At 68.6% G+C, this 26,178-nt stretch carries 23 protein-coding genes; 12 read left to right on the top strand and 11 right to left on the bottom strand.

Annotated elements, in window-relative coordinates:
* Window positions 1-76: 76 nt before the first annotated feature.
* The 4 genes from QO259_RS18325 to ubiA all read right to left on the bottom strand — a co-directional run bounded on the left by QO259_RS18325 (window position 77) and on the right by ubiA (window position 5,260).
* Window positions 77-1,762: a methyl-accepting chemotaxis protein gene (locus tag QO259_RS18325; protein ID WP_285951093.1), complete on the bottom strand. Its 1,686-nt coding sequence runs from the start codon at window positions 1,760-1,762 to the stop codon at window positions 77-79.
* Between the two features lie 358 nt (window positions 1,763-2,120).
* Window positions 2,121-3,470, bottom strand: a complete 1,350-nt coding sequence (gene phoR, locus QO259_RS18320; RefSeq protein WP_285951092.1) for a phosphate regulon sensor histidine kinase PhoR — start codon at window positions 3,468-3,470, stop codon at window positions 2,121-2,123.
* Window positions 3,471-3,478: 8 nt separating this feature from the next.
* The gene (gene phoB / locus QO259_RS18315) at window positions 3,479-4,168 is read right to left on the bottom strand and encodes a phosphate regulon transcriptional regulator PhoB (protein ID WP_035470561.1); all 690 of its coding nucleotides are present in this window, start codon (window positions 4,166-4,168) and stop codon (window positions 3,479-3,481) included.
* Window positions 4,169-4,366: 198 nt separating this feature from the next.
* A complete protein-coding gene (gene ubiA / locus QO259_RS18310; RefSeq protein WP_285951091.1) occupies window positions 4,367-5,260 on the bottom strand; it encodes a 4-hydroxybenzoate octaprenyltransferase in 894 nt (297 codons plus the stop codon).
* A gap of 264 nt (window positions 5,261-5,524) precedes the next feature.
* On the opposite strand from ubiA, the gene QO259_RS18305 reads away from it, so the two are divergent.
* From QO259_RS18305 to QO259_RS18290, 4 genes are read left to right on the top strand one after another with little or no spacing between them, the layout of a single operon-like run.
* Window positions 5,525-7,039, top strand: coding sequence for an amino acid permease (locus QO259_RS18305; RefSeq protein ID WP_285951090.1), 1,515 nt, complete (start codon window positions 5,525-5,527; stop codon window positions 7,037-7,039).
* Between the two features lie 36 nt (window positions 7,040-7,075).
* On the top strand, window positions 7,076-8,455 hold the full coding sequence (locus tag QO259_RS18300) for a glutamine synthetase family protein (protein WP_285951089.1): 1,380 nt from the start codon (window positions 7,076-7,078) through the stop codon (window positions 8,453-8,455).
* A gap of 50 nt (window positions 8,456-8,505) precedes the next feature.
* Window positions 8,506-9,891, top strand: coding sequence for an aldehyde dehydrogenase family protein (locus QO259_RS18295; protein WP_285951088.1), 1,386 nt, complete (start codon window positions 8,506-8,508; stop codon window positions 9,889-9,891).
* Window positions 9,892-9,922: 31 nt separating this feature from the next.
* The gene (locus tag QO259_RS18290) at window positions 9,923-11,107 is read left to right on the top strand and encodes an iron-containing alcohol dehydrogenase (RefSeq protein ID WP_285951087.1); all 1,185 of its coding nucleotides are present in this window, start codon (window positions 9,923-9,925) and stop codon (window positions 11,105-11,107) included.
* A 37-nt stretch (window positions 11,108-11,144) separates the two neighbouring features.
* On the opposite strand, the gene QO259_RS18285 is transcribed toward QO259_RS18290, so the two are convergent.
* Entirely contained in the window at window positions 11,145-11,675 is a 531-nt protein-coding gene (locus tag QO259_RS18285; protein ID WP_502949119.1) for a chorismate--pyruvate lyase family protein, read from the bottom strand.
* Between the two features lie 193 nt (window positions 11,676-11,868).
* Here QO259_RS18285 and QO259_RS18280 point away from each other — a divergent pair, with 193 nt between their 5' ends.
* The 3 genes from QO259_RS18280 to QO259_RS18270 all read left to right on the top strand — a co-directional run bounded on the left by QO259_RS18280 (window position 11,869) and on the right by QO259_RS18270 (window position 13,960).
* The gene (locus QO259_RS18280; RefSeq protein WP_285951086.1) at window positions 11,869-13,032 is read left to right on the top strand and encodes an FAD-dependent oxidoreductase; all 1,164 of its coding nucleotides are present in this window, start codon (window positions 11,869-11,871) and stop codon (window positions 13,030-13,032) included.
* Between the two features lie 185 nt (window positions 13,033-13,217).
* A complete protein-coding gene (locus tag QO259_RS18275; RefSeq protein WP_035472794.1) occupies window positions 13,218-13,493 on the top strand; it encodes an HU family DNA-binding protein in 276 nt (91 codons plus the stop codon).
* Window positions 13,494-13,603: 110 nt separating this feature from the next.
* Window positions 13,604-13,960, top strand: a complete 357-nt coding sequence (locus QO259_RS18270) for a hypothetical protein (RefSeq protein ID WP_035472797.1) — start codon at window positions 13,604-13,606, stop codon at window positions 13,958-13,960.
* A 119-nt stretch (window positions 13,961-14,079) separates the two neighbouring features.
* Here QO259_RS18270 and QO259_RS18265 read toward each other — a convergent pair whose 3' ends face one another.
* The 4 genes from QO259_RS18265 to trpB all read right to left on the bottom strand — a co-directional run bounded on the left by QO259_RS18265 (window position 14,080) and on the right by trpB (window position 17,641).
* Window positions 14,080-14,685, bottom strand: coding sequence for a YceI family protein (locus QO259_RS18265; RefSeq protein ID WP_207036706.1), 606 nt, complete (start codon window positions 14,683-14,685; stop codon window positions 14,080-14,082).
* A gap of 104 nt (window positions 14,686-14,789) precedes the next feature.
* Complete coding sequence (locus QO259_RS18260; protein WP_353057306.1) at window positions 14,790-15,503, bottom strand: pirin family protein; 714 nt, start codon at window positions 15,501-15,503, stop codon at window positions 14,790-14,792.
* A gap of 120 nt (window positions 15,504-15,623) precedes the next feature.
* On the bottom strand, window positions 15,624-16,436 hold the full coding sequence (gene trpA, locus QO259_RS18255; RefSeq protein ID WP_285951085.1) for a tryptophan synthase subunit alpha: 813 nt from the start codon (window positions 16,434-16,436) through the stop codon (window positions 15,624-15,626).
* Window positions 16,433-17,641: a tryptophan synthase subunit beta gene (gene trpB, locus QO259_RS18250; RefSeq protein WP_285951084.1), complete on the bottom strand. Its 1,209-nt coding sequence runs from the start codon at window positions 17,639-17,641 to the stop codon at window positions 16,433-16,435. The genes trpA and trpB overlap by 4 nt, the downstream gene beginning before the upstream one ends.
* Before the next feature lie 150 nt (window positions 17,642-17,791).
* Between trpB and QO259_RS18245 the strand changes: the two genes are divergently transcribed.
* Complete coding sequence (locus QO259_RS18245) at window positions 17,792-18,697, top strand: LysR family transcriptional regulator (protein WP_285951083.1); 906 nt, start codon at window positions 17,792-17,794, stop codon at window positions 18,695-18,697.
* Window positions 18,698-18,724: 27 nt separating this feature from the next.
* Here QO259_RS18245 and QO259_RS18240 read toward each other — a convergent pair whose 3' ends face one another.
* Both QO259_RS18240 and QO259_RS18235 read right to left on the bottom strand, forming a co-directional pair.
* The gene (locus tag QO259_RS18240) at window positions 18,725-19,627 is read right to left on the bottom strand and encodes an oxygenase MpaB family protein (protein ID WP_285951082.1); all 903 of its coding nucleotides are present in this window, start codon (window positions 19,625-19,627) and stop codon (window positions 18,725-18,727) included.
* Window positions 19,624-20,769 (bottom strand): Lnb N-terminal periplasmic domain-containing protein, encoded by a 1,146-nt coding sequence (locus QO259_RS18235; protein WP_285951081.1) that lies wholly within the window; start codon window positions 20,767-20,769, stop codon window positions 19,624-19,626. The genes QO259_RS18240 and QO259_RS18235 overlap by 4 nt, the downstream gene beginning before the upstream one ends.
* 272 nt (window positions 20,770-21,041) lie before the next feature.
* Here QO259_RS18235 and yccS point away from each other — a divergent pair, with 272 nt between their 5' ends.
* The 4 genes from yccS to otnC all read left to right on the top strand — a co-directional run bounded on the left by yccS (window position 21,042) and on the right by otnC (window position 26,165).
* Window positions 21,042-23,180, top strand: coding sequence for a YccS family putative transporter (yccS, locus tag QO259_RS18230; RefSeq protein ID WP_502949118.1), 2,139 nt, complete (start codon window positions 21,042-21,044; stop codon window positions 23,178-23,180).
* Between the two features lie 229 nt (window positions 23,181-23,409).
* Entirely contained in the window at window positions 23,410-24,237 is an 828-nt protein-coding gene (locus QO259_RS18225; protein WP_285951080.1) for a DeoR/GlpR family DNA-binding transcription regulator, read from the top strand.
* A gap of 15 nt (window positions 24,238-24,252) precedes the next feature.
* The gene (gene otnK, locus QO259_RS18220; RefSeq protein ID WP_285951079.1) at window positions 24,253-25,509 is read left to right on the top strand and encodes a 3-oxo-tetronate kinase; all 1,257 of its coding nucleotides are present in this window, start codon (window positions 24,253-24,255) and stop codon (window positions 25,507-25,509) included.
* Window positions 25,506-26,165, top strand: coding sequence for a 3-oxo-tetronate 4-phosphate decarboxylase (gene otnC / locus QO259_RS18215; protein WP_285951078.1), 660 nt, complete (start codon window positions 25,506-25,508; stop codon window positions 26,163-26,165). The genes otnK and otnC overlap by 4 nt, the downstream gene beginning before the upstream one ends.
* The last annotated feature ends 13 nt before the right edge of the window (window positions 26,166-26,178 follow it).

The raw sequence follows: 26,178 nt of genomic DNA, 5'->3' as shown, positions 1-26,178 counted from the left end.
GGCGTCGGCTGGAGGGGGCAAAGAGAGCGGGGCCGGCATGCCGGCCCCGCGGGTGTGGGAGTGCGCTGTGTGGCGCTTAGAACGACTCCCAGTCGTCCTCGGTGGTGGCCATGGCCGGCCGGCGGGTCGCGCTCAGACGGGTGGCTGGCGCTACCACCTGGGGCGCTGCCACCTGGGGCGCTGGCGTCGACACCTGGGGTGCGGACGTGGCCGTCGCCATCGGGCGCGACTCGGCCCCGGCGATGCGGAAGCCGGCCAGGGCCTGCTCCAGGCGCTGGACCTGTTCGTTGAGACTGGCCGCGGCGCTGCTCGCCTGCTGCACCAGCGAGGCATTCTGCTGGGTGACCTGATCCATCTGCACCACGGCTTCGTTGACCTGGTCGATGCCGTTGGACTGCTCGGCGGAGGCGACCGAGATCTCCTCGATCAGATCGGTCATGCGCGAGACCGACTCGACCACCCGACCGATGGTCTCGCCGGCCTCGGCGACGATCCTCGACCCCGCTTCGATCTTGCGGTTGGAGGCATCGATCAGCTCGCGGATCTGACGCGAGGCGTCGGCGCTGCGGCTGGCCAGCGTGCGTACCTCGTTGGCGACCACGGCGAAGCCGCGCCCCTGCTCGCCGGCGCGGGCCGCTTCCACCGAGGCGTTGAGGGCGAGGATATTGGTCTGGAAGGCGATCGAGTCGATCACCTCGACGATGTCGGTCACCTGGCGCGAGCTGTCGGTGATGCCTTGCATGGTGGAGACGACCTGATCCATCATCGCCCCGCCTTCGCTGGCGGTGCTGCGCGCCTGGCCGGCGAGGCCATTGGCCTGGCGCGCGTTCTCGGCGTTCTGACGTACGGTCTGGGTCAACTGCTCCATGCTCGAGGCGGTCTCGCCGATCGAGGCGGCCTGCTGGTCGGTACGTGCCGCCAGGTCCTGGTTGCCGCTGTGAATCTGCCCCACGCCCACGGTGATGGTGGTGGAGGCCTGACGCACGCCGCCCAGGGCCTCGGCCAGATGCACGCGCATACCCTCGATGGCGTGCAGCAGGCTATGGCGGTCATTGGGCTTGAGCGTCAGCGCCCGGGTCAGGTCGCCCTCGGCGATGCCCTGCACCGCGTTACGCGCGTGGCGTGGGTCGCCGCCCAGATCACCCAGCACGCTGCGGATGATCCACGCCATCACCAGGGTGATCGCGATGCCGATCGTGCCGGCGATCAGACTCATCTTGAGCACCCCCATCCAGAACGCGTGCTGGATGTCGCTGACATAGACGTTGGCGGCGAGATACCAGTCCCAGGCGGGGACATGGCGCACGTAGTTGATGCGCGAGACGTCCTCGCCGTCGGCGTTGGTCGAGGTGTATTCCAGGGTGCCGTCGTCGGGCGAGTCGGCCAGCGCTTTCAGCTCGCGATAGAAGTAGACGCCGTTGTCGTCACGGAAGTTGCTCATGTCGGTGCCGATCGCCCGCTTGGGGTGATAGACGAGGTGAATCTTGCCGTTGAAGGCGTAGACATAGCTGCCGTCGAGATCGAGCGCCGACAGATTGCGCCGGGCGAAGTCCTGCGCCGCTTCGACGCTGAACTCACCCTGGGCGGCGCGATCAGCGTAGCGCTGTACCAGCGTCTGGGCGCTGGCGACGAAGCTCTTGAGACTCTGGACCCGCTCGGCCATCAGGGTGTCGCGCTTTTCCAGGGCCATCCAGCCCACCAGCACCAGCATGCCGAACCACATCAATCCCACCGTGATCCAGAGTTTTTGCCGCATCGTCATCGCGAAAGCCGTCCTTATCCGAGGTATCTGCCGATTCATGTAGAGGAATGTATTACTAGTCCGCTCACTTTATCGGCAGCACCTACTTAAGATTTAGATAACAATCCGCTGCGCATCGCGCCGTTGCCATGGAAGCGTGCGCGACGAACCCGGTGCGATAAAAAGGGGCGATGGGAAAGGGTCGATGGAAAAAGGGTCGATGGAAAAAGGCCCGCTCAATCGTGAGCTGATGGAGAGTGGATCTAATGCTGAGACCAGTAAGAGCCAGAGGCCAGCGAGAGCCAGGGGACAGCTAGCGTAGGGCAGCCGTGCGTGAAAAGGCGGAAAGAGCCGGGCCGCGCAGTGCCGCCCGCGGCGTTCATGGCTGCGCCGAGATCGCCGGCGTGTTGCCTTCGTCGTTTGTGATCAGACGCGTGGCGGGGAAGACGCAGCGGAAGCGGGCGCCCATGCCGGGTCGGCTGACGATCTCCAACTGAGCATCGTGGCGCAGCAGCACGTGCTTGACGATGGCCAGCCCCAGGCCGGTACCGCCGGTGGCGGCGCTGCGCCCCTTGTCGACGCGGTAGAAGCGCTCGGTCAGGCGCGGGATGTGCACCGGGTCGAAGCCCTCGCCGTCGTCCTCCACCTCGATCGCGGCGCCATCGTGCCAGGGCTTCCAGCGCAGGGTGATACGGCTGCCTTCGGGGGTGTAGCGCACGGCGTTGAAGACTAGGTTGGAGACCGCGCTGCGAATCTCCTTGGTGTTGCCGAGCAGGCGATGAGGCTCGTCGACCTGCAGCGCGATCTGCTGGTGCCCCGCGCTCAGCCCGCGGGCGTCGTCGACGATGCTCTCGAGCAGGGCGCGCACATCGATGGCGTCGCGGTCGTCATTGGGGCTGTCGATCTCCAGGCGTGACAGCAGCAGCAGATCCTCGACCAGGTTCTGCATCCGCGTGGTCTGCGCCTGCATCTGCGAGAAACCGCGCTGCCAGCGGGTCGGCAGCTGATCGGCGTGGTCGGAGTAGGTCTCCAGATAGCCCGCCAGCACGGTCAGCGGGGTGCGCAGCTCGTGGGAGACATTGGCGACGAAGTCGCGGCGCATCATCTCCAGCTGGTGCAGCCGGGTCACGTCGCGCACCATCAGCAGGCGCTCGTCGTCGCCGAACAGGGTGATATGGAACTGCAGGGTGTGCGCGGCGTCGATCGGCGAGGGGATCATGAGCGGCTCGCGGTAGTCGCGGGCCTCGAAGTAGTCGATGAAGCGCGGATCGCGCAGCAGGTTGGTGATCGGCTGGCCGCGGTCGTGGTCGGGCTGCAGGCCGAGCATGTCGGAGGCGGCGCTGTTCCACCACTCCAGGTCGCCGCGCGGATCGAGCATCACCACGCTGTCGCGCATCGCCTCGCAGGAGTCCTGGATGCGCCGCAGGATATCGCGCAGCCGTTGCTGCATCTGGCTCTGCGCTTTCTGGTAGGTGTAGAGGCGGTCGAACAGATCGCCCCAGACGCCGGTACCGGGCGGCGGCGCCTCGCGCGGATGGCGCAGCAGCCACACATAGAGCAGGCGCACGTGGCGTAGATGCAGGAAGACGTAGAGCCCTAGCCCCGCGGCCAGCCCCCAGCCGAGGCCGGCAAACAGCGCGCCGAACAGCTCGCCCAGCAGCGTACCCATCGCGCCGAGCCCGAACAGCATGTAGCCAAGGCGCCACAGCTCGTTGATCCAGTAGCGCACGCTGCGACTTACTCCCTGATCGAAAAGCGGTAACCGGTGCCGCGCACCGTCTGGATCAGATGCTGGTGCTTCTCGCCCAGCGACTTGCGTAGCCGGCGGATATGCACGTCGACGGTGCGCTCCTCGACGTAGACGTTGCCACCCCAGACCTGATCGAGCAACTGGCTACGCGTGTAGGCGCGCTCCTGATGGGTCATGAAGAACTGCAGCAGGCGGTACTCGGTGGGGCCGATCTCCAGCGCGCTGCCGTGGGAGGTGACGCGATGGCTGGCGGGATCGAGCTTGAGCCCCTCGACCTCGACCGCCTCCTCGATGCCCGGTGGCGTGGCCCGGCGCAGCACGGCCTTGAGCCGGGCTACCAGCTCGCGCGGCGAGAACGGCTTGGTGATGTAGTCGTCGGCGCCTGCTTCGAGCCCCTGGACCTTGTTGTCCTCCTCGCCCTTGGCGGTGAGCAGGATGATCGGCATCTCGGCGGTGGCCTCCTCGCGCTTGAGGCGGCGCGCCAGCTCGATCCCGCTGGTGCCCGGCATCATCCAGTCGAGCAGCATCAGGTCCGGCTTGTGGTCCAGCGCCATGGCGTGGGCGCTCTGGGCGTTGTCCGCCTCCAGCACGCGGTAGTCGGCCATCTCCAGCGCCACCGCGATCATTTCGCGGATGGAGGGCTCGTCGTCAACGATGAGTACGGTCTTGGAGCTCATGACAGGCCTCGAGTGAGCCGCCGGAGGAGGCGCGCGTGCAGCGGACAACCTTCCGGCCGTGACAGAACGGTGACGATTACAGCGTGAAAATATGACAAATACGTGACATCGATGTCATCCCTCACATCTCGCATCGAGACCATCGACCCTGGCGGCGACCGCTGGGGGCGCGAAGAGGCGATCGATGAGGGCAGCGGCTCATATCACCGGCCACAGGCTCAGCACCACCCCGGCGAACAGTAAAAGCCCCGACCAGAAGTTGTTGAGAAAGGCCTGGAAGCAGGGGCCGCGCTCGCGCCCACGGATCAGCCACTGCTGATAGACGAAGGTCGCCGCCATCGCCGCCAGCCCCAGCCAGAAGAACCCGCCCAGCGCCAGGCGTGCCCCGATCCCGGCCAGCAGGCCCAGCGTGGCCAGTTGCAGCAGACCGATGATCAGCTTGTCGGCGCGGCCGAACAGGCGCGCGGTGGACTTGACCCCGATATTGATGTCGTCGTCGCGGTCGACCATGGCGTACTGAGTGTCATAGGCCACGGTCCAGGTCAGGTTGGCCAGCAGCAACAGCCACGCCTCCAGCGGCACGCTGCGGCTCACCGCCATGAACGCCATCGGGATGCTCCACGAGAACGCCAGCCCCAGCACCACCTGGGGCAGGTGGGTGTAGCGCTTCATGAACGGATAGAGCGCGGCCAGCGCCACGCCGACGAAGGAGAGCAGCACCGTGGGCAGATTGGTGAAGCAGACCAGCACGAAGGCCGCCGCCACCAGCACCGCGAACAGGGTCTTGGCCTCGTGTTCGCGGATGCGTCCGGTGGCCAGCGGGCGCTCCTTGGTGCGCTTGACGTGGCCGTCGATCTTGCGGTCGGCGTAGTCGTTGACCACGCAGCCGGCGGCGCGCATCAGATAAACGCCGAGCACGAAGATGATCAGGTTGGCGCGGTCCGGCAGGCCGTCGGCGGCGAGCCACAGCGCCCACAGCGTGGGCCACATCAGCAGCCAGGTGCCGATCGGCTTGTCGAGCCGGGTCAGGCGCAGGAAGTCGGGGATTCGCGCCAGGCCGCGGGGGCGTGGCGTGGGGTCGGCGGCGGACATCGAATTCTCCAGAACGGCGAGCGGGACGCGACTGGCTGGACCTTACACCACAACCCCGCCGGCAGCGAGGCGCGGCGATAGGCGTGGCAGTTGGCGCAGCGATAGCGTACGGGGCGTAGCGATAGATATTGCTTTTGTCACGCTGACGCGCTCAGACTCGAGGTGGGCGCGGTCAGCGGATGTCGGCGTCGCTCCTGGGTGTCGATAGACGCTGGCAGCACTGGGATCGCGGAACAGGGTGGCTCGATCCTTGGGAGTAGAACAATGACAAACCACGGTAAACCCGCCGTCGGCATCCACTACCAGCAGCAGGATGCCAGCTATTTCGACAAGCGCGGCCTGCGTCGCCACGCCGGGCCCTGGTCGCTCTGGGCCCTGGGTGTGGGCGCGGTGATCTCGGGCCACTACTCGGGCTGGAACCTGGGGCTCGCCTCGGGCGGCTGGGGCGGCATGGCGATCGCCACCGCGATCATCGCGGTGATGTACCTGGGCCTGACCTTCTGTATCGCCGAGATGTCGCCGGCCCTGCCGCACACCGGTGCGGCCTACTCCTTCGCGCGCTCATCCATGGGGCCCTGGGGCGGTTTCGTCACCGGCCTGTGCGAGAACGTCGAGTACGTGCTCACGCCGGCGGTGATCGTGTTCTTCATCGGCTCTTATCTGGGCAGCATCTTCGAGACGCCGGCGGCGTTCCAGCCGCTGTGGTGGCTGCTGGGCTATCTGCTGTTCGTCGGCCTCAACATCGTCGGGGTCGAGCTGTCGTTCAGGGTGACGCTGGCGGTGACCCTGCTGGCGCTGGCGGTGCTGGTGGTGTTCTGGTTCAGCGCCGTCACCCATCTCGACTTCTCGACCTGGGCGCTGAACATCGCCCCCGGCGGCGGTGAGCTCGAAGGCGGCCACGGACCGCTGCTGCCGATGGGTATCGGTGGGGCGCTAGCGGCGATGCCGTTCGCGGTGTGGCTGTTCCTGGCCATCGAGCAGTTGCCGCTGGCCGCCGAGGAGTCGGTCGACCCGCGGCGTGACATGCCGCGCGGCATCCTGCTCGGCATCACCACCCTGATCGTCTCCGCGACCCTGATCCTGGTGCTCAACCCCGCGGTGGTAGGCGTTGGTAGCTACGCCCTGAGCCAGTCCGGTGAGCCGTTGCTGGATGGTTTCCAGGCGATCTTCGGCGCCGGCACCGCCAAATTCCTCGCGCTGCTGGCGCTGGTCGGGCTGATCGCCAGTTTCCATACCATCATTTTTGCCCAGGGTCGCCAGATCTACTCGCTCTCCCGCGCCGGCTACTTTCCTACCTTCCTCTCGGTGACCCACGGTACGCGCAAGACGCCGTACGTGGCGATGATCGGCGGCGCGCTGGTGGGCATGACCATCATGCTGATCTGCTTCTTCGGCCTCGGCACCCAGGAGGGTTCGGCGGTGATCGGGGGCACGCTGCTCAACATGGCGGTCTTCGGCGCCATGTGCTCCTACATCGCCCAGGCGCTCTCCTTCATTCTGTTGCGTCGCCATCACGCCCATATCGAGCGCCCCTACCGCAGCCCCTTCGGGATTCCCGGCGCCGTGGCGACCCTCGTCATCGCGCTGATGACGATCTACTTCCAGCTCAGCGACAGCACCTATCGGATCGGCGTGATCGGCGTCGCCCTGTGGCTGGCGGTGGGTATCGGCTACTTCGCCTGCGTCGGGCGGCATCGTCTGATCCTGTCACCGGAGGAGGAGTTCGCCATGCAGCGAGGCGAGCAGGCCGAGGCGGGCGACGACGGCCGCGCGGTGTGATCCCGATCTCCCTGACACTGTGAGTGAGGAAAGGCCATGAGTGATCACCAAGCCAGAAGCGTGCGCACCGCCGCCCAGGCGCGCGAACTCGTCGAGGCGCGCGGGCTGAGCCACGTCAAGGTCGGCATGTTCGACATCGACGGCGTGATGCGCGGCAAGTACATGCAGCGCGACAAGTTCTTCGCCGCGCTGGAGAAGGGGTTTGCCTTCTGCGACGTGGTGCTGGGCTGGGACAGCAAGGACGAGCTCTACGACAACGTCGCCTTCACCGGCTGGCATACCGGCTATCCGGATGCGCCGCTGCGGATCGTCCCCGAGAGCTGCCGCGAGGTGCCGTTCGAGGGCGACATGCTGCTGTTTTTGGCCGAGTTCGAGGGCGATGCCGGCCAGCTCTGCCCGCGCGGGCTGCTCAGGCGCGTGATCGCCCGTGCCGAGGCGCTGGGGTTCGCTGTCTTCGGCTCGCTGGAGTACGAGTTCTTCCTGTTCCAGGAGACCCCGGAGTCGATTCGCGAGAAGGGCTATCGTGACCTCAAGCCGCTGACGCCGGACATGATGGGCTACTCGATGCTGCGCAGCTCGGTGCATGGCGAGCTCTACCACGACCTGCTGGCACTGGCGGAGACCATGGACTTCCCCATCGAGGGGCTGCACACCGAGACCGGCCCCGGCGTGCTCGAGGCGGCGATCGGCGTCGACGATGCCCTGAACGCCGGCGACAAGGGGGCCTTGTTCAAGACCTTCACCAAGGTGTGGGCGCAGCGGCGCGGGCTGATGGCGACCTTCATGGCCAAGTGGTCGCCGGACTATCCCGGTCAGAGCGGGCATATCCATCTCTCGCTGCGCCATCGCGACGGCGACCGTTCGGCTTTCTTCGATGCCGACGCGCCCCATGGCATGAGCCAGCTCCAGCGCCACTTCGTCGCCGGCCAGCAGCGTTTGATGCCGGAGCTGCTGGCGATGCTTGCGCCGACGATCAACAGCTATACCCGGCTGGTTCCCGGCTTCTGGGCGCCCACCGATGCCACCTGGGGGGTCGAGAACCGCACCTGTGCGCTGCGCGTGATCCCCGGCTCACAGACGTCCCAGCGGGTCGAGTATCGCCTCGGCAGCGCCGACGCCAACCCCTATCTGGCCCTGGCTGCCGCGATCGGTTCCGGGCTCTACGGCATCGAGCAGGGGCTCGAGCCGGAGGCGCCGGTCACCGGCAATGCCTACGAACTCGAACACCCGGCGTCGCTGGCGTTGCCGCGCACGCTGTGGGATGCCGCCAGCCGCCTGCGCGGCTCGGATGCCGCCCGCGAGCTGTTCGGCGACGCCTTCGTCGAGCACTTCGCCGCCACCCGCGAGTGGGAGGAGCGCCAGTTCCGTCGCCATATCACCGATTGGGAGTTGGCGCGTTACTTCGAGATTATTTGAGCCCCCCGGGCACGGCCGGGATAACGACACTTTCTGGGTGGGAGCAGCGCATGGCACGACAACACACGATTTCCCCCGTGGATGGCGGGGTCTATGTCGAACGCGAGCTGGCCGAGAAGGCGCAGATCGAAGCCTGCGTCGCCGACGCCGTGGCGGCGCAGCGGGCATGGCGCGAGACGCCGCTGGCCGAGCGCGCGCGGCTGTGTACGGCGATGGTCGATGCCTTCGTCGCGCGGCGCGATAAACTGGCCGAGGAGCTGACCTGGCAGATGGGGCGGCCGATCGCCGCCGCGGGTGGCGAGATCGGCGGCTTCGAGGAGCGCGCTCGCGGCATGATCGCCCTCGCCGAGTCGGCCCTGGCGCCGATCCGGCTGGCCGACAAGCCCGGCTTCACCCGCTATATCACCCGCGAGCCGCTGGGTGTATCGCTGATCGTGGCGCCGTGGAACTTCCCCTTCATGACCGCCGTCAATGCGGTGGTGCCGGCGATCATGGCCGGCAATACGGTGATCCTCAAACACTCGGCGCAGACGCCGCTGTGCGCCGAGCGTATCCATGAAGCCTTCCAGGCCGCCGGACTGCCCGAAGGGGTGTTTCAGTTCCTGCATCTGGCGCATGCCGATACCGAGGCGCTGATCCGCGACTCCCGCATCGCTCACGTCTCCTTCACCGGGTCGGTGGCCGGCGGCGAGATGGTCGAGCGCAATGCCGCCGGGCGCTTTATCGCCACCGGGCTCGAACTGGGCGGCAAGGACCCGGCCTATATCCGCGCCGACGTCGACCTCGATGCCGCCGTGCCGGCGGTGATGGATGGTGCCTTCTTCAACTCGGGGCAGAGCTGCTGCGGCATCGAGCGCATCTATGTCCACCGCGACATTGCCGAGGCCTTCGTCGAGCGCGCGGTGGCCTGGGTACGCGAGCTCAGGCTGGGCAACCCCACCGACCCGCAGACCACGCTGGGGCCGCTGGTACGGCCGGCAGCGGCCGACTTCGTGCGCGGCCAGATCGAGGCCGCGGTCGCCGCCGGCGCCAAGGCGTGGATCGACCCCGCTGACTATCCGCTGTCGGTGCCGGGCAGCGCCTATCTGGCGCCCCAGGTGCTCACCCAGGTGACCCACGATATGGCGGTGATGCGTGAGGAGAGCTTCGGCCCGGTGGTGGGCATCATGACGGTGGCCGATGACGACGAGGCGGTGGCGCTGATGAATGACAGCGCGTTCGGCCTCACCGCCGCCGTGTTCACCCGCGATCTGGCCGTGGGCGAGGCGCTGGCCAAACGCCTGGACGCGGGCACCGTGTTCACCAATCGCTGCGACTATCTCGACCCGGAACTGGCCTGGACCGGGATCAAGCAGTCCGGGCGCGGCTGCTCGCTGTCGCAGGTCGGCTACGAGACGCTGACGCGGCCGAAATCCTTCCACCTGAAGCACGCCTGAACCGCGCCGACCGCCCTACAGGAGATCCGTCATGAGTGACTTCGATCGCGCACGCTATAGCGCGAACTGGAACTACCCCACGCCCATCCGCATCGGCGCCGGGCGCGCCGAGGAGCTACCCGACGCCTGCCAGGCGCTGGGCATGCGCGCGCCGCTGTTGATCACCGACCCCGGGCTGGCGGCGCTGCCGATGGTCGAGCAGGCACTCACGCGCTGCCGCGAGGCGGGGCTGGCGGTCGACGTATTCAGTCAGATTCAGGGCAACCCCACCGGGGCCAACGTCGCGGCCGGCGTGGCCGCTTTCCGCGCCGGTGACCACGACGGCGTGATCGCCTTCGGCGGCGGTTCGGGGCTGGACGCGGCCAAGGCGGTGGCGCTGATGGCGCGCCAGCCCGAGTCGCTGTCGCTGTGGGCGCTGGAGGATCGCGGCGACAACTGGCGCCAGGCGGATGCCGACGCCGTGCTGCCGGTGGTGGCGGTGCCGACCACCGCCGGCACCGGCTCCGAGGTCGGGCGCGCCTCGGTGATCACCGACGAGCAGGCCCAGGTCAAGCGCATCATCTTCCACCCGCGCATGCTGCCCGGCGCGGTGATCCTCGACCCGCTGCTGACCCGTGAATTGCCGCCGGGGCTCACCGCCGCCACCGGCATGGATGCGCTCTCCCACTGTCTCGAAGCGTGGTGCGCGCCCGGGTATCACCCCCAGGCCGAGGGCATTGCGGTGGAGGGCATGCGGCGTATCCGCGATGCGCTGCCGCGGGCCTACCTGCACGGCGACGATCTCGCCGCGCGCAGCGACATGCTGGTGGCGTCGATGATGGGGGCCACCGCCTTCCAGCGCGGGCTGGGCGCGATGCACGCGCTGGCGCATCCGCTGGGGGCGCTGTTCGATGCCCACCATGGCATGCTCAATGCGGTGCTGATGCCCTACGTGCTGCGTGCCAACACCCGCGCGATCGGCGAGCCGATGGTGCGCCTGGCGCGCTATCTCGACCTGCCGCAGCCGGGGGTTGCCGCAGTGATCGATTGGGTGTTGGATCTGCGTGAGCGCCTGGGCATTCCCCATGCGCTGAGCGCGCTGGGCATCGACGACAGCCATGCCGAACGGATCGGACAGATGGCGGTGGAGGACCCTTCCGCCGGGGGCAATCCGATTGCCTTCGACGCGGCGACCTACCGCGGGATCTTCGAGGCGGCTCTCGCCGGGCGGCTGTAGGCGGTAAGCGGGGGCTCACACAGTCCGGAAGCCGGGCTCACCCCGCGGGCGGCAGCGCCAGGTCGGCGGCCATCTGCCTCAGGAAGCGTTCCTGCACCAGCAGTTGGATGCGGCCGTGGCGAAAGCGCGAACGGCGCAGCCAGACGCCGGCAGGGTCCGCACTCAGCTCGATCGGCCCGCGCTCGAGATCCGGTTGGGCGAACAGCCAGCTGCCCAGCGAGCGCTCGCCCAGGGCGCGCAGGCTGCGGCAGCCGCCGCGGGTCAGCGGCGCCACCGAGCGCGCCGCGACCCAGGGGCGCTCGCCGCTCATCAGCAGCACCTCGCGGATCCAGGCCACGCGGCCCGGCGCCAGGCCCAGCGCCTGGGCTTCGTCGCGTCGCGGCACGCCGATGCCCTCATCGAGCAGGCGGACGCGAAAAGGCCGCGGCGAGGCGGCAATCAGACGCGCGGTGAGCGAATCGGTCGAGGCGACCCAGCGCCACCAGCGCGGGTCCATCACCGGGCGCCAGGCGGCGGCCGGGCTCCAGCGCCGCAGCGACGGCGTGGTCTGCCAATGGCTCGCAGCCACGGAGGTAGGCGCCGAGGGGTCGGCATCCGAAGACCGGGTATCCGTAGCGCTTGAGCGCACGCGACTGGGCAGGCGAAGGGATGAAGATGAGGACACGCACGACTCCGGACAGGACTGGCCGCGAGGGCCCGGGCGCGGCGGCCCTGGGGCGGCGTAGTGTATCATGGGGCCATTCCGCGACCGAGAGGAAGGCATGAGTGCGCCCCTGACGATCATCGGCACCGGCATGGCCGGCCTGGGCCTGGCCCGTGCGATACGCAGCCGCGACCCCCACCGCGCGCTGACCCTGATCACCGCCGACAGCGGCGATGAGTACGCCAAGCCGCTGCTCTCGAGTGCCTTCACCAAGGGCCAGAGTGCCGCGGCGCTGGCTCAGCGCGACGCCATCGGTGTGGCCGATGCGATCAATGCCACCCTGCGCTGCCATACCCCGGTCGACGCGATCGACCCGCGCCAGCGCACGCTGCGGCTGGGCGCCGAGCGCCTGCCCTACGAGCAGCTGGTGCTGGCCATCGGCGCGGCGCCGTGGCAGCCGTTCGCAACCCCCGAGGCGCTCGCCGAGCGGGTCTTCCAGGTCAACGATCTCGATGACTACCGGCGTTTTCGCGCCGCGCTCGAGCGCCACCCCGGGCAACCGGCCCGAGTGGCCATCGTCGGCGCCGGGCTGGTGGGCTGCGAGTTCGCCAACGATCTCCACGCCGGCGGTCATCGGGTCGCGCTGATCGCCCCGGAGCCGGCGCCGCTGCCACGGCTACTGCCGCCACCGCTGGGGCGGGCGCTGGCCGAGGCGTTCGCTGCCGCCGGTATCGCCGGCTACTTCGAGCGCCAGGTGCAGGCGCTCGAGTCCAGTGACGGCGGCGTGTCGCTGACGCTCGACGACGGTGAGCGCCTCGCTGCCGATCTGGTGCTGGTGGCCACCGGGCTGCGTCCGCGCACCGCGCTGGCCGCCGCCGCCGGGCTGCAGACCGGCCCCGCGGGCATTCTCACCGACCGCTATCTGCAGACCAGCGACCCGCACATTCATGCGCTCGGCGACGTCGCTTGCGTCGATGGCCTCAACGCCATGTACGTACAGCCGCTGCAGGCCAGCGCCAAGGCGCTGGCCGCCACGCTCACCGGCACGCCGACGGCGGTCGCCTACGGCGCCTGGCCGGTGATGGTCAAGACCGCGCTGCTGCCGATCGCCGCGCTGGTGCCGCGGGAGACCCCGGCGCGCTGGCGCATCGACGGCGAGGCGGGGGATTTCAGCGCCGTGGCCGAGGATGCCGCCGGGCGGCTGATCGGATTCGCCCTGACCGGCGCCTGCGTTCGGCGCAAAGTCGAACTGGCGCGGGCGGCACCGCCGTTGCTAGGCTAGCAGCGGTGGTCGGGCGCGAACGGCAAATGCTCATGTAAGGCTTTACAAACCGCGTCGAGAGCTGCCTATTATGCGCTGGGGGCGCGCCGACCCGACTGGCGCGCCCCGATAACAACAGCGCTTAGGAATCGCGAGGCGTCGCTATCCGCGACCTCGCCCCAGTAGAGCCAAACAAGGAGGGCTTTATGCGTAAGCCAGAACTCGCCGCGGCGATCGCCGAGCGTGCGGATCTTTCCAAGGACAAAGCCAGCCAGGTACTCAACGTCATCCTCGATGAGATCACCGGCACGGTATCTAAAGGCAGTGACGTCACGCTGATCGGCTTCGGCTCGTTCACCGTGCGCGAGCGTGCCGCCCGCACCGGCAAGAACCCGCAGACCGGCAAGCCGCTGAATATTCCCGCCAGCAAGACCGTGGCATTCAAGCCCGGCAAGGCGCTCAAGGACGCGGTTAGTAAGTAATCGCTGCCGCGACGGGCTCGACGCCTGACGGCGAGTGGCCATCGATGACCGATCCCCCGTCACCGGGCGGGTCGGCATTTCTTTCTTGACCTGACGGCTTGCGAGGGCGCATGAAGCTCAAGTTGATGCTGTGGTGGCTGGGCGTGATGTTGAAGCGTACGCGTGCGCGCAAGCCTGAATTCCGTGAGGCCCTGACGCGTCTGAAGCGCTTCGATTGGGGCGTGGCGACCGAAGACCGAGCGATTGCTCGCCACTACCGGATGACGCCGGAGCGCGTCGACAGCCAGAGCGGGCTGCCGGTGGATCTCAATCTCGAACTGCGCTTTCGCGATGCCGACAGCGCCACTCATTTTCTGCGCAAGCCTTCCCAGCGCGCCTTCCGCGAAGGCCTGTTCGACGGACGTCTGCGCCTGGTCGGCGATTCGCGCGATCTGGAGCGGTTGCAGAGTCTGCTCAAATATTTATAGCAGGCCTAGTTCGAGTACGACTGGCCTGTAAGACGCTCGACCGACCTGCACAAGGCCCCCGACGCTTTCGCGTTCGGGGGCCTTTCGCGTTCTGGGCCTTGCCCACGTAGACGCGGGTATCAGCTATCGCTGCCGCCGGCCTCGGCTTCGCTCGAGATACGGATATGGATCGCGTCGCTGACGTTGGGCACGTACTGGTCGAGGCCGTAGTCGCTGCGCTGAATGGTCGTCTCGGCGTCGAAGCCGAGCGCCGGTACCTTGGCCATGGGGTGCTCGCCGACCTGGTTGAGGGTGGCGTGGAGTACCGCCGGATGGGTCACGCCCTTGATGGTCAGCTTGCCGTGCACGTCGTAGTGATCGTCGCCGGTGGCCTCGATGCTTGTGCTCTCGAAGGTCGCCTCGGGATACTGCGCGACGTCGAAGTAGCTCTCTCCCAGAAACTCCTTGTTCAGCGCCGGCACGCGCGTATCCACGGTCTTCACCGGGATGCTCACCGTCACGCTGGAGTCGGCGATGTCGTCGCGGTCGAAGTGGATCGTGCCCTTGACGTCGGAGAAGCTCGCCGTGGGATGGGAGAAGCCGAAGTGGCTCCACGAGGCCACCACGCTGGTGTGGCTCGGGTCCATCTGGTAGGTCACGCTATCGGCCAGGGCGCTTAAGCTGGCGGTACCGGCGAGCAGAGCGGCGGTCAGGGTCAGGGATTGGCGCAGGTTGCGATAGGGCATCTTGTCACTCCAGAGATAAGAACGTCAGATCTTGGGTAGCACGCGCCTCGAGGCGCGTGCACTTCTCACTGACGGCCGACGCGGCCGCGCCGACCGCCGTCGAATCAGGCCGCGTCGATCACCGGCAGGTCGAACACCAGCACCTCGGCATCCTCGCCCTGTTCCAGCGTCAGCGTCGGCTCGTCGGTCAGCATCAGTGCATCGCCACCCGCCAGCCGGGTGCCGTTGACCGTCAGCGCGCCACGCACCAGGTGCACGTAGGCCTGGCGCTGTGCGCCCAGCGCCAGTTCGGCGCGCTCGTCGCCATCGAGCAGCGAGGCGTAGATGAAGGCGTCCTGCTGCAGCGTGAGCGAGCCATCGCGGCCGTCCGGCGACAGGATCAGGCACAGCCGGCCGCGCTTGTCGGCGGCGTCGAAATCCTTCTCGGCATAGCGCGGTTGGAGGTTGCGCGCGCGCGGGAACAGCCAGATCTGCAGGAAGTGCACCGGCTCGCTGGCGGAGTGGTTGAATTCGCTGTGCTCGACCCCGCTACCGGTGGTCATGATCTGCACCCGGCCAGGGCCGATCGCCGAGCCGTTGCCCAGGGTGTCACGGTGGGCCAGCTCGCCGCTGAGCACGTAGGAGAAGATCTCCATGTCGCGATGGCCGTGCTGGCCGAAACCCTGCCCCGGCGCCACGCGGTCTTCGTTGATCACCCGCAGGACGCTGAAGTGGACGTGCCGCGGGTCGTGGTAGCCCGCGAAGGAGAACGAATGGAAGCTCTTGAGCCAGCCGTGGTCGGCATAGCCGCGTTCATCGCTGCGTCGAATCGTCAACATGGCGTCTCTCCTGAAAGAGGGCCGACACCCGGGTCGGCACCGTTGGAGAGAGTCTAGATTCTATTTTTTGGTATAAAAGCGCGTTTTGTCGCCTGTTTCATCCTATTCAATAGAATGGTCTCAGCGGTGCGTTCTCTCCGCCAATTCACGCACCAGCGCCAGGGCGGCTGCTTGCCCCTGTGTCTCCAGGCGCTCGACCAGAGCGCTACCCACCACCACCGCGTCGGCCACCGCGGCGACCGCGGCCGCGGCGTCACCATCGCGGATACCGAAGCCCACTGCCAGCGGCAAGGGGGTGTGCTCGCGCAGCTGGGCCAGCGCCGTCCCGAGATCGCCGCTGGGGGCGCTGCCGGCGCGTCCGGTGATGCCGTTGTAGGCGATGCGGTAGACGAAGCCGTCACCCTGGGCGAGCAGTGCCGGCAGCCGTTCGGCCGGGGTGGTCGGGGCGACCAGCGGAATCCGCGCCAGACCCAGATCGCGGGCCCGGGCGGTGAAGGTGGCGCCGTGCTCCGGCGGCAGGTCGACCACGATCAGGCCATCCACCCCCGCTGCCGCGGCGTCGCCGAGAAAGCGCGTCTCGCCGTAGCACTGGATCGGGTTGAGATAGCCCATCAAGACCAGCGGGGTGGCGGTGTCCTGGCGCCGGAACTCGCGCACCATATCGAGGGTGCCGGCCAGGGTCTGGCCGTCGCCCAGCGCGCGCTGGCCGGCGCGCTGGATCGCCTCGCCGTCGGCCATGGGGTCGCTGAAAGGCATGCCCAGCTCGATGATATCGGCGCCGGCGGCGGGCAGCTCTGCCAGCAGTGCCTGACTGCTGGCGCGGTCCGGGTCGCCGGCCATGACGTAGGTCACCAGCGCGGCGCGCCGTTGTGCCTGGCAGGTGGCGAAGCGCGCTGCGAGACGCGACGGCGGAGTGAGATCGTGCGGGCTCATGGGGTTGCCTCCTGCGCGGGTAGATGCTCGATGATGGTGGCCATGTCCTTGTCGCCACGGCCGCTCAGGCAGACCACCACGGACGCCTCGGGCGGCAGCTCGGCGGCGACTCGGGTTGCCTCGGCCAGCGCGTGGGCCGACTCCAGCGCCGGCAGGATGCCCTCCAGACGGCAGCACAGCGCGACCGCGGCCAGCGCTTCGCTATCGGTGACGCTGACATAGCGCGCACGCCCGCTGTCGTGGAGCCAGGCGTGCTCGGGGCCGATGCCGGGATAGTCGAGCCCGGCGGAGATCGAGTGGGCATCCTGGATCTGGCCGTCGGCGTTCTGCAGCAGATAGGTGCGGTTGCCGTGGAGCACCCCGGGGCTGCCGCCGTTCAGGCTGGCGGCGTGGCGCCCGCTTTCGATCCCTTCACCGCCGGCCTCGACGCCGATCAGCGTCACCGGGTCATCGAGGAAGGCGTGGAACAGCCCCATGGCGTTGGAGCCGCCGCCGACACAGGCGATCAGGCTGTGGGGCAGGCGTCCGGTCTTCTCGACGATCTGCGCCCGCGCCTCGCGGCCGATCACCGACTGGAAGTCGCGCACCATGCGCGGATAGGGCGCCGGGCCGGCCACCGTGCCGATCACGTAGAAGGTGTCATCGACGCTGGCGACCCAGGCGCGCAGGGCCTCGTTCATGGCGTCCTTGAGCGTCGCGGTGCCGTTTTCCACCGCCACGATCCGGGCCCCGAGCAGGCGCATGCGCTGCACGTTGGGCTGCTGACGCTGGATGTCCTTGGCGCCCATGTAGATGGTGCAGGTCATGCCCAGACGTGCCGCCACCGTGGCCACCGCCACCCCGTGCATGCCGGCGCCGGTCTCGGCGATCAGCCGGGTGCGACCCATGCGCCGGGCCAGCAGCGCCTGGCCGAGGGCGTTGTTGATCTTGTGCGCGCCGGTATGGTTGAGATCCTCGCGCTTGAGATAGATCTGCGCGCCGCCGGCATGGGCGCTCAGCCGCTCGGCCAGGTAGAGCGGCGTGGCGCGGCCGACGTAGTCGCACTGCAGGGCTGCCAGCTCGGCGTTGAAGTCGGGGTCCTGACGGGCGTCGTCGTAGGCGGCTTCGATCTCACCGATCAGCGGCATCAGCGTTTCGGCGACGTAGCGCCCGCCGTAGCCGTCGCTACCGCCGAAAAAGCCGTTTCTATCGGGATAGTCAGTCATTGCGGGGGCTCCGGTTGGCATCATGGCGTCCACGTTAGCCTGGTGCGGGCCCGGAAAAAATCGATAAACTCTCGCCGACCTGTGAGTAAAACTCACAATAGAGTGCCTGCGAGAACCTCGTGGGCGAGCCCGTCGACCGCGAGGATCGTCATGGCGCCAATCTCGTCACTCCCGTCGCTCAATGCGCTGCGCGCCTTCGATGCCGTGGCCCGGCTGGGCAGCGTTACCGCCGCCGCCGAGGCGCTGCATGTCACCCATGGTGCGGTCAGTCGCCAGCTGCGCACGCTCGAAGCCCACTTCGGCACGTCGCTGTTCGACAAGTCGGGGCGCGGGCTCGTGCTCACCGCCCATGGTCGCCTGCTGCAGCCGTCGATCCGTGAGGCTTTCGCCCGGCTCGGCGAGGGCTGCGCCGCGCTCTCCCGCGAGCTCGCAAGCCAACCCTTCACCCTGGCCTGCCCCGGCAGCCTGCTGGCGCGCTGGCTGATTCCGCGGCTCGACCGGCTCAACGCGGATCTGCCGGCGCTGCGTCTGCGCGTGGTCTCCAGCGAAGGGGAGCTCGATCCGCGGCGCGAGGATATCGATGCCACGCTGCGCTTCGCCGCACCGCCGTGGCCGGCGGATATCGCGGTGTTTCCGCTCCAGGCCGAGCGGATCGTCGCCGTGGCCACACCGGCGGTGTGGGCGCACACGCCTCACGCGACGGCCGATGCGATGCTGGGGGAGGCCACCCTGCTGGATACCGCCTCACGGCCGCAGGCGTGGCCGCAGTGGGCCGCGGCGCTGGGCGCCGAGCCGGTGACGCTGGCCGCGGCACGTGCGCGCGGGCGCACCTTCGAGCATCTCTACTATCTGCTGGAGGCGGCGCTGGCGGGGCTGGGGGTGGCGATCGCCCCCGAGCTGCTGGTGGCGAACGATCTGGCCCAGGGGCGGCTGGTAGCGCCCTGGCCGGCACAGGAGACCGATGCCGCACTGGGGCTGTGGCTCGCCCCGGGGCGTGAGCGGAGCCGCGGCGAAAGTCTGGCGAACTGGCTGGCTAGAGAGCTGGCAGCGGGCTGACGCACCGGGGGCGCGTGCCAACGACGCTCAACGCGGCTGGCGCGCCTGCTCACGGGCCTGCATGCGCTCCATGGCGCGGCGGTAGGAGCCGTTGCGCACCGCCCAGCGCATCACCGGGGCGAGGGTGCGGATTCCGCCACGCACCGCGCGGCGTTCGGGCGCGGCGAGTTCGAGACTCAGCAGGGTGGCGGCCCAGGGCGGCAGCAGGTCGATGCCGGCGCGCATGAACAGCGCCCCCACCGGCTTGACCAGCGGGCTTGGCGGCAGCGCGTGGAGCAGAATCTCGGTCACCTCGCGGGTGCGCGCATCGCACACCAGATAGCGGCGCTGGTGTTCGAGGTAGGCATCGACCGCCGCGCGGCTGGTGGGCACCTGGGTCGCACCCAGCGCCTCGGCCACGCGGGCGGTCTCGGCGAAGTAGCGGTCCTGCTCGGCAAGCGACAGGCGCGGATTGCGGTAGCGCAGGTGGGCAGCGAGAAAGCGGCTCATCTCGGCCACATGGACCCAGGTGAGCAGCGCCGGGTCGCTGGCCGCATAGGCGCGGCCATCCGCGGTCGTCCCCTCCACCCCGGCATGCACCCGGCGCACCCGCTCGAGCAGGCGTTCGGCGTCGTCGTGGGAACCGAAGGTGGTCACCGCGATGAACTGGCTGGTGCGGCGCAGGCGGCCGATCATGTCGTGGCGGAAGTTGGAGTGGTCCCACACCCCGGCCAGCGCCAGCGGGTGCAGCATCTGCAGCAGCAGGGCGCTGATGCCGCCGCACATCATCGAGGTGAAGTCGCCGTGCACCCGCCAGGCCACGGTATCGGGGCCGAACAGCCCCGGGTCGCCCTTGGGCTGGGTGTAATCGACCCCGCCCAGGGTGCGCCCGGTCAGATGGCTGATGCGCTTCTCGATGGCATCGCGCAATGGCGTGAACGGTGCGCTCATGGAGAGCGCTCGGGGATGTCGGCGGCGGGCGGCGTGGCACTCGGTACGCCGTCGCGGATGGCCCGGGAGAAGGCCAGGCTGCCCGCGGCGTAGGGCACCGCCCGGGCGCGCGGGTCGATATAGCCGCGCTGGCGCAGTGTCTCCAGCGCCACCCCCGGGGCCAAGCCACCGACATCGTGGACATAGCCGGGCAGATAGCCGGAGAGGATCAGCCGCGGGTCGCGCGGCAGGCCGTCGACGATCCGGGCGACCATGTCGAAGACGATGGTGGTGCAGTTGCTGGTCAGGGTGTTGTAGAACGCGGGCTCGGCGCGCAGGCGCTCGGCCTCGTCGAGATAGGCCAGGAACAGCTCGCGCCGGGCCTGCGGCGTCAGCCCCACGCTGTAGAGGTAGACGTCTTCGCCGCGGACATTGCTGCGCAGGCGCAGGATATCGTTCTCGTCGGCGGCGATCAGATTGAGCTCGAACTGCTTGAAGAAGCCGCCGGCGATCGAGAACGCCTCGTTCCGCTCGCGGCGAATCTCCACCGAGAAGGTGAGGTGGCGGCCATCGGCGAAGCCGAAGCTGACCAGGGTGTGGGCGATCGCCGGACCCATCCAGTAGGAAACGATCATGTCCACGCTCGCAAGCGTCGAGAGGTCGTAATCGCGGCTCTCCCAGCGCACGCGGGCGAGATCCGGGGTGAGCCACTCGAAGTCGCGCACGTTGTCCAGGTGTACCCGGTCGCCGTGGCGCTCGACCACCAGCTGCCGCGCCACGTCCGGGGCCCAGTCGCGATCGTTGCGGGGCGTCAGCTGTTGCCACCAGATCACCACCGCCAGCAGTGCCAGGGCGAAGGCGAGGCGGGTGGCGAGGCTCGCACGCTGTAGGCCGCGGTGGAGGGGCTGGCGAGCCGCGCTGCCGTGTGGCCGATAGCGGCGCCAGGCCGGGGCGAACAGGGCGGTGAGGCCGAGTGTCACCCACAGGGCGATGACCGCCAGCACCAGCGGATGCGGCCCCGGCAGCGCGAAGTGCAGCGCCAGGGCGCCCCAGGCGATGACCAGCGCCAGCGCCAGCGCGCGCAGGAGATGACCCACGCCACGCAGCAGTCGGCGCGTGCGGGAGGCGGGGGCGGTCGAATGGCGGGATGGCTGTGCTGGCATGCGTGGCTTGCGTTCCTGTTCTGGGGCCGCCCGGCGCGGCGGGCGCACCACGATGGTGCCGGAGTCCCGGCGTGGAGGGAAGCGCGAGGCGTTGCCGAGGGCGGGGCGAGAGGCGTTATACTAAAGTCTAATCCGGGTCTGTCCGCTGCCCCGACAGACTATCGTGTGATCATCACCATCTTGCTGGAGCCGCCGCAATCTCCGACTCGCTCTCCCACTCCCTGCGTCGCCTGTGGACCCTCGACAAGTTCGCCTACAGCCTGCGCGTATTCATGGCCTTCAGCGGCGCCATGGCGTTGAGCTGGCAGCAGGACCAGGTCGGACTCGCCATTCCGCTGTTCCTGGGCATCATCGCCAGCGCCCTGGCCGAGACCGACGATAGCTGGGAGGGGCGGGTCAGAGCGCTGCTGGTGACCCTGGCGTGCTTCTTCGTCGCCTCGCTCAGCGTCGAGATACTGTTTCCGTGGCCGTGGCTGTTCGCACCGGGGCTGGCGCTGTCGGCGTTCGTCCTGATCATGCTGGGGGCGGTGGAGCAGCGCTACGCCACCATCGCCTCGGCGACTCTGATCCTCTCGGTCTACTCGATGATCAATATCGAGCAGCACGGCGGGACCAGCGAGGATGTGTGGCGCCAGCCGCTGCTACTGGTGGCGGGTGCCGCGTGGTACGGGGTCATCTCGGTGGTGTGGTGTGCGCTCTTCTCGCGCCAGCCGGTGAAGCAGAGCATGGCCCAGCTCTATCGCGAGCTGGGCACCTACCTGATCATCAAGGCGACCCTGTTCGAGCCGCTGCGCGGGCTCGACGTGGAGGCGCGCCGGGTCGAGCTGGCGCGCCAGAACGGGCGTGTGGTGAGCGCGCTCAATCAGGCCAAGGAGATGATCTTCCGGCGTCTCGAAGGCCAGCGTACCAGCCGCAAGCTCAATCGCTATCTGCGTCTCTACTTCATCGCCCAGGATATCCACGAGCGCGTCAGCGCCTCGCACTACCCCTACTCGGCGCTGGCCGAGACCTTCTTTCATCATGACGTGCTGTTCCGCTGCCAGCGCCTGCTCGACCAGCAGGGGCGAGCGTGCAAGCGGCTGGCCAAGGCGCTGCTGCTGCGCCAGCCGTTCGATCACGGCTTGAGCGAGCAAGCGCTGGAGGATCTGCGCGCCTCGATCGTCTACCTGCGTGCCCAGCGCAACCCCGCCTGGACCCCGCTGTTGCGCTCGCTGCAGGCGCTGGGGCGCAACCTGGCGACGCTGGAAGACCAGCTCTCGCGCGCCCACAACCCCGATATGGTCGCCGATCAGCAGGATGCCAGCCTGTTCAACCGCTCGCCGCGCAGCCTCAAGGACGCCTGGGAGCGGGTGCGCCTCAACCTGACCCCGGGCTCACCGCTGTTCCGCCACGCGCTGCGGCTCTCCACCGCGCTCTTGGTAGGCTACGGCGTGCTGCATCTGGTTCATCCCACCCAGGGGTTCTGGATCCTGCTCACCACGCTGTTCGTGTGCCGGCCCAACTTTGGCGCCACCCGACGCTTTCTGTACCAGCGTATCGTCGGCACCGTGCTCGGGCTGGTGGCCGGCTGGGCGTTGATCAGCCTGTTCACCGACCCGCTGATGCAGTCGCTGATCGCGATTGCCGCCGGGGTGGTGTTCTTCGCCAATCGCGAGAAGCACTATGTGATCGCCACCGCTGCCATCACCACCCTGGTGCTGGCGAGCTTCAACCAGGTCGGCGACGGCTTCGACCTGATCCTGCCGCGCCTGATCGATACCCTGATCGGCGCGCTGATCTCCGGCCTGGCGGTATTCTTGATCCTGCCTGACTGGCAGGGGCGGCGGCTGCACAAGGTGGCCGCGGCGGCGCTGGCCAACAGCACCGCCTATCTGCGCGAGATCATTCATCAGTACGAGAGCGGCAAGCAGGACGATCTCGCCTATCGGCTGGCGCGGCGCAACGCCCACAACGCCGACGCTGCGCTCTCCACCGTGCTTTCCAACATGCTGCAGGAGCCGGGCCACTACCGGAAGAAGGATGCCGACGAGGGGTTCCGCTTCCTGGTCGCCTCGCACACCCTGCTGGGTTACCTCTCGGCGCTGGGGGCCCACCGCGGCAGCGTCAGCGCCAGCGCCCAGGATGCCGAGCTCTACGCTGCCGCGCGCACCCTGGCGGATCGCTTCGACGCGCTGGCGGCGCGGCTGGCCGCGCGCGAAACGCCTCCCGACCCCAAGGCCGTGCAGGCCGAACTGATGGCGGTGTTCGAGCGCGAGCCAACCAGCGCCCAGGACGACGCCGACGACGAGCGCCGCCTGATCCAGGGTCAGCTGTTGCACATCGCGCGCCAGCTGACGCCGCTGCACGACGCCGCCGAACGGCTGATCGCCCGGCCCGCCGAGAGCGCCTCGGGCACTTCCGCCCCGGCCTGAGGCCAGGCCGCGCGCTCACCCTGAGCATCCCGCGGGTTTTACATCGATCTCTCTCGCCGATGCTCTCGACTGCACTCGGCCTGGCCTGGGACCTGGCCTGACCTTGCACCTGGACTAACGTCGAGGGCGCCGGCGTTTGACTTCCGACGGCGCTGGAACGAGCATGAGTCCTTCTTGAGCATTTTTGTGAATTTTTCACAAAATGCATCATCTGCTCTTAGGGTGACTCGTGATTCCCAGCCAGCGCCGCCAGCAGCTGCTCGACCTGCTCGATACCCACAGCGTGCTCGGTATCGCCGAGCTCGCCACCCATCTGGCGGTCTCGCACATGACCGTGCGCCGGGATATCCAGCGTCTCGAGCAGGCTGGGCAGGTGCTCTCGGTCAGCGGCGGCGTGCGCCGGATCGCACCCCTTCATCGCGAGCCCGCCTGGCCGCTCAAGGCCGCCACCAACATCGCGGCCAAGCGCGCCATCGCCCGCCATGCCGCCTCGCTGGTCAAGCCGGGGCAGACCCTTTATCTGGATGCCGGGACCACCCTCTACGAGCTGGCGGCGCTGCTCACCGGCCACCACGAACTGTGCGTGATCACCAACAGCTTCCAGGTCAGCGCGCTGCTCGCCGACTACCCGCAGATCGAGCTGCACCACGCTGGCGGCCGGGTCGACCCCGACAACCACGCCACCGTGGGGCCGGCGGTGGCGGCCTATCTGAGCGGCGTCAATCTGGATCTGGCCTTCTTCAGCTCGTCCTCGTGGCATCTCGAACGCGGCCTGACCACGCCGGACGAGGCCAAGCTGGTGGTCAAGCAGCAGCTGCTGCACAGCGCCGCGCAACGGGTACTGCTCGCCGACAGCGCCAAGTACGGCCGCTTCGGGCGCTTTCGCGCCTGCTCGCTGGAGGCGTTCGATCTCATCGTCACCGACGATGCGCTGCCGTCGCCGGCGCGTCAGGCGCTGGCCGAGCGCGGCATCGCGCTGAGCTGCGTGCCCGTCACCGAGCCCGCCGCTGCCGAAGGCGCTTTCCACCCTCACCCCGACCCGCTTCTCAACCGCTAGCCCAGGAGCCCCACGATGCCTCTGATTGGCTGTATCGCCGACGATTTCACCGGCGGCACCGACCTCGCCAACAATCTGGTCAAGAGCGGGTTTCGTACCCGCCAGGTCATCGGCGTGCCCGATAGCGACAGCCCAAACGAGCCGGTGGACGCCGTGGTGGTCGCGCTGAAATCGCGCAGCATTCCGGCCGCGGACGCCGTCTCCCAGTCGCTGGCGGCGCTCGAGTGGCTGCGTCGCCAGGGCTGCGAGAAGTTCTACTTCAAGTACTGCTCCACCTTCGACTCCACCCCCGAGGGCAACATCGGGCCGGTGGCCGAGGCGCTGATGGCCGCGCTGGGGGTCGATGGCACACTGTTCTGCCCGGCCTTCCCGGCCACCGGGCGCACGGTCTATCAGGGGCATCTGTTCGTGGGCGACCGCCTGCTCAACGACAGTGGCATGGAGCGGCACCCGCTCAACCCGATGCGCGATGCCGATCTGGTGCGCTGGCTGGAGCAGCAGACCCAGGCCGCCACCGGTCTGGTCGACCACGCCTGCCTCAGCCGCGGTGAGGCGGCCACGCGTGAACGTATCGATCAGCTGATCGCCAAGGGGCGGCCGCTGATCGTCACCGACACCCTGGACGATGCCCAGCTCACCACCCTGGCCCGCGCCAGTGCCCATCTGCCGCTGGTCACCGGCGGCTCCGGGCTGGCGCTCGGCCTCGGCGCGCTCTACCAGCCGGCGGTCAGTGATCCCGGCCAGCTGCCGCCGGCCCAGGGCAGTGCGGTGATCCTGGCCGGTAGCGCCTCGCGGCGCACCCGCGAGCAGATCGAGCATGCGAGTACGCGTCTGCCCACTTATACCCTCGACCCGCAGCGCCTGGCTGATGACTTCGACGCCACCCTCGAAGCGGTCATGGCCTGGGCCACACCGCAGCTCGGCGAGACGCCGCTGCTGATCCACAGCGACACCCGACCCGAGGCGGTCGAGGCGGCCCAGGCGCAGCTCGGGGTCGAGGCCGCCGGGGCGCTGATCGAGCGTGCCCTGGCGACCCTGGCCGAGCGTCTGCTCGCCCAGGGCGTGCGCCAGTGGATCGTCGCCGGCGGCGAGACCTCCGGGGCGATCGTGCAGGCGCTGGGGATCGCGGCGCTGCGCATCGGCCCCGAGATCGCCCCGGGGGTCCCCTGGACTCACGCCGCCACCGCCGAAGGCGATATCCATCTGGCGCTGAAGTCAGGCAACTTCGGCGCCCCCGAGATGTTCACCAGCGCCTGGGAGATCATTCGATGAGCGACGCCACCAGCGAACGCCAGCTGCGCCAGCGCATCGCCACCCTGGGCCAGCGCCTCTATGCCCGCGGCCTGAGCCCGGGTACCAGCGGCAATATCAGCGTGCGTCTCGACGAGCAGAGCTGGCTGTGCACGCCGACCAACTCCTGCATGGGCGAACTCGAGCCGGAGGCGATCAGCCGGCTCGACTGGGAAGGCAACCATCTCGGCGGCGAACCGCCGAGCAAGGAGTACTTCTTCCATCTGGCCTACTACCGCCATCGGCCGGCGGCGCAGGCGATCGTCCACCTGCACTCGAGCTACTCCAGCGCGGTGGCCTGTCTCGACGATCTCGACCCGCACAACGCGCTGCCGCCGATCACCCCCTACTTCGTGATGCGCATCGGCAACCTGCCGCTGCTGCCGTACCGCCGCCCCGGCGATGCGCGGCTGGGCGACGACATCGCCCGCTACGCCGCCAAGCACGCCGCGGTGCTGCTGGCCAATCACGGCCCGGTGGTGACCGGCAAGACGCTCGACGCCACGGTCAGCGCCGCCGAGGAGCTGGAGGAGACCGCCAAGCTCTACCTGCTGCTGCGCGACAAGCCCTACCGCGAGCTCACCCGGTCGCAGATCGAGGAGCTCAAGGAGGTGTTCGGCGCCGAGTGGGAGAGCTGAGCAGGGGAAGTAG

This window comes from Salinicola sp. JS01 (assembly GCF_030284585.1).
Taxonomy (GTDB): Bacteria; Pseudomonadota; Gammaproteobacteria; order Pseudomonadales; family Halomonadaceae; genus Salinicola.
Note: the sequence above shows the minus strand (reverse complement) of the source record. Positions and strands in the feature narration are given on the sequence as shown.

Bases quoted from the DNA above. Each gene is read 5' to 3' on its own strand.
- QO259_RS18325 (WP_285951093.1), bottom strand. From the start codon at position 1,762: ATGACGATGCGGCAAAAACTCTGGATCACGGTGGGATTGATGTGGTTC.
- phoB (WP_035470561.1), bottom strand. From the start codon at position 4,168: ATGAGCTCCAAGACCGTACTCATCGTTGACGACGAGCCCTCCATCCGC.
- ubiA (WP_285951091.1), bottom strand. From the start codon at position 5,260: ATGTCCGCCGCCGACCCCACGCCACGCCCCCGCGGCCTGGCGCGAATC.
- QO259_RS18305 (WP_285951090.1), top strand. From the start codon at position 5,525: ATGACAAACCACGGTAAACCCGCCGTCGGCATCCACTACCAGCAGCAG.
- QO259_RS18300 (WP_285951089.1), top strand. From the start codon at position 7,076: ATGAGTGATCACCAAGCCAGAAGCGTGCGCACCGCCGCCCAGGCGCGC.
- QO259_RS18295 (WP_285951088.1), top strand. From the start codon at position 8,506: ATGGCACGACAACACACGATTTCCCCCGTGGATGGCGGGGTCTATGTC.
- QO259_RS18290 (WP_285951087.1), top strand. From the start codon at position 9,923: ATGAGTGACTTCGATCGCGCACGCTATAGCGCGAACTGGAACTACCCC.
- QO259_RS18280 (WP_285951086.1), top strand. From the start codon at position 11,869: ATGAGTGCGCCCCTGACGATCATCGGCACCGGCATGGCCGGCCTGGGC.
- QO259_RS18275 (WP_035472794.1), top strand. From the start codon at position 13,218: ATGCGTAAGCCAGAACTCGCCGCGGCGATCGCCGAGCGTGCGGATCTT.
- QO259_RS18270 (WP_035472797.1), top strand. From the start codon at position 13,604: ATGAAGCTCAAGTTGATGCTGTGGTGGCTGGGCGTGATGTTGAAGCGT.
- QO259_RS18265 (WP_207036706.1), bottom strand. From the start codon at position 14,685: ATGCCCTATCGCAACCTGCGCCAATCCCTGACCCTGACCGCCGCTCTG.
- QO259_RS18260 (WP_353057306.1), bottom strand. From the start codon at position 15,503: ATGTTGACGATTCGACGCAGCGATGAACGCGGCTATGCCGACCACGGC.
- trpA (WP_285951085.1), bottom strand. From the start codon at position 16,436: ATGAGCCCGCACGATCTCACTCCGCCGTCGCGTCTCGCAGCGCGCTTC.
- trpB (WP_285951084.1), bottom strand. From the start codon at position 17,641: ATGACTGACTATCCCGATAGAAACGGCTTTTTCGGCGGTAGCGACGGC.
- QO259_RS18245 (WP_285951083.1), top strand. From the start codon at position 17,792: ATGGCGCCAATCTCGTCACTCCCGTCGCTCAATGCGCTGCGCGCCTTC.
- QO259_RS18240 (WP_285951082.1), bottom strand. From the start codon at position 19,627: ATGAGCGCACCGTTCACGCCATTGCGCGATGCCATCGAGAAGCGCATC.
- QO259_RS18235 (WP_285951081.1), bottom strand. From the start codon at position 20,769: ATGCCAGCACAGCCATCCCGCCATTCGACCGCCCCCGCCTCCCGCACG.
- yccS (WP_502949118.1), top strand. From the start codon at position 21,042: ATGGCCTTCAGCGGCGCCATGGCGTTGAGCTGGCAGCAGGACCAGGTC.
- otnK (WP_285951079.1), top strand. From the start codon at position 24,253: ATGCCTCTGATTGGCTGTATCGCCGACGATTTCACCGGCGGCACCGAC.
- otnC (WP_285951078.1), top strand. From the start codon at position 25,506: ATGAGCGACGCCACCAGCGAACGCCAGCTGCGCCAGCGCATCGCCACC.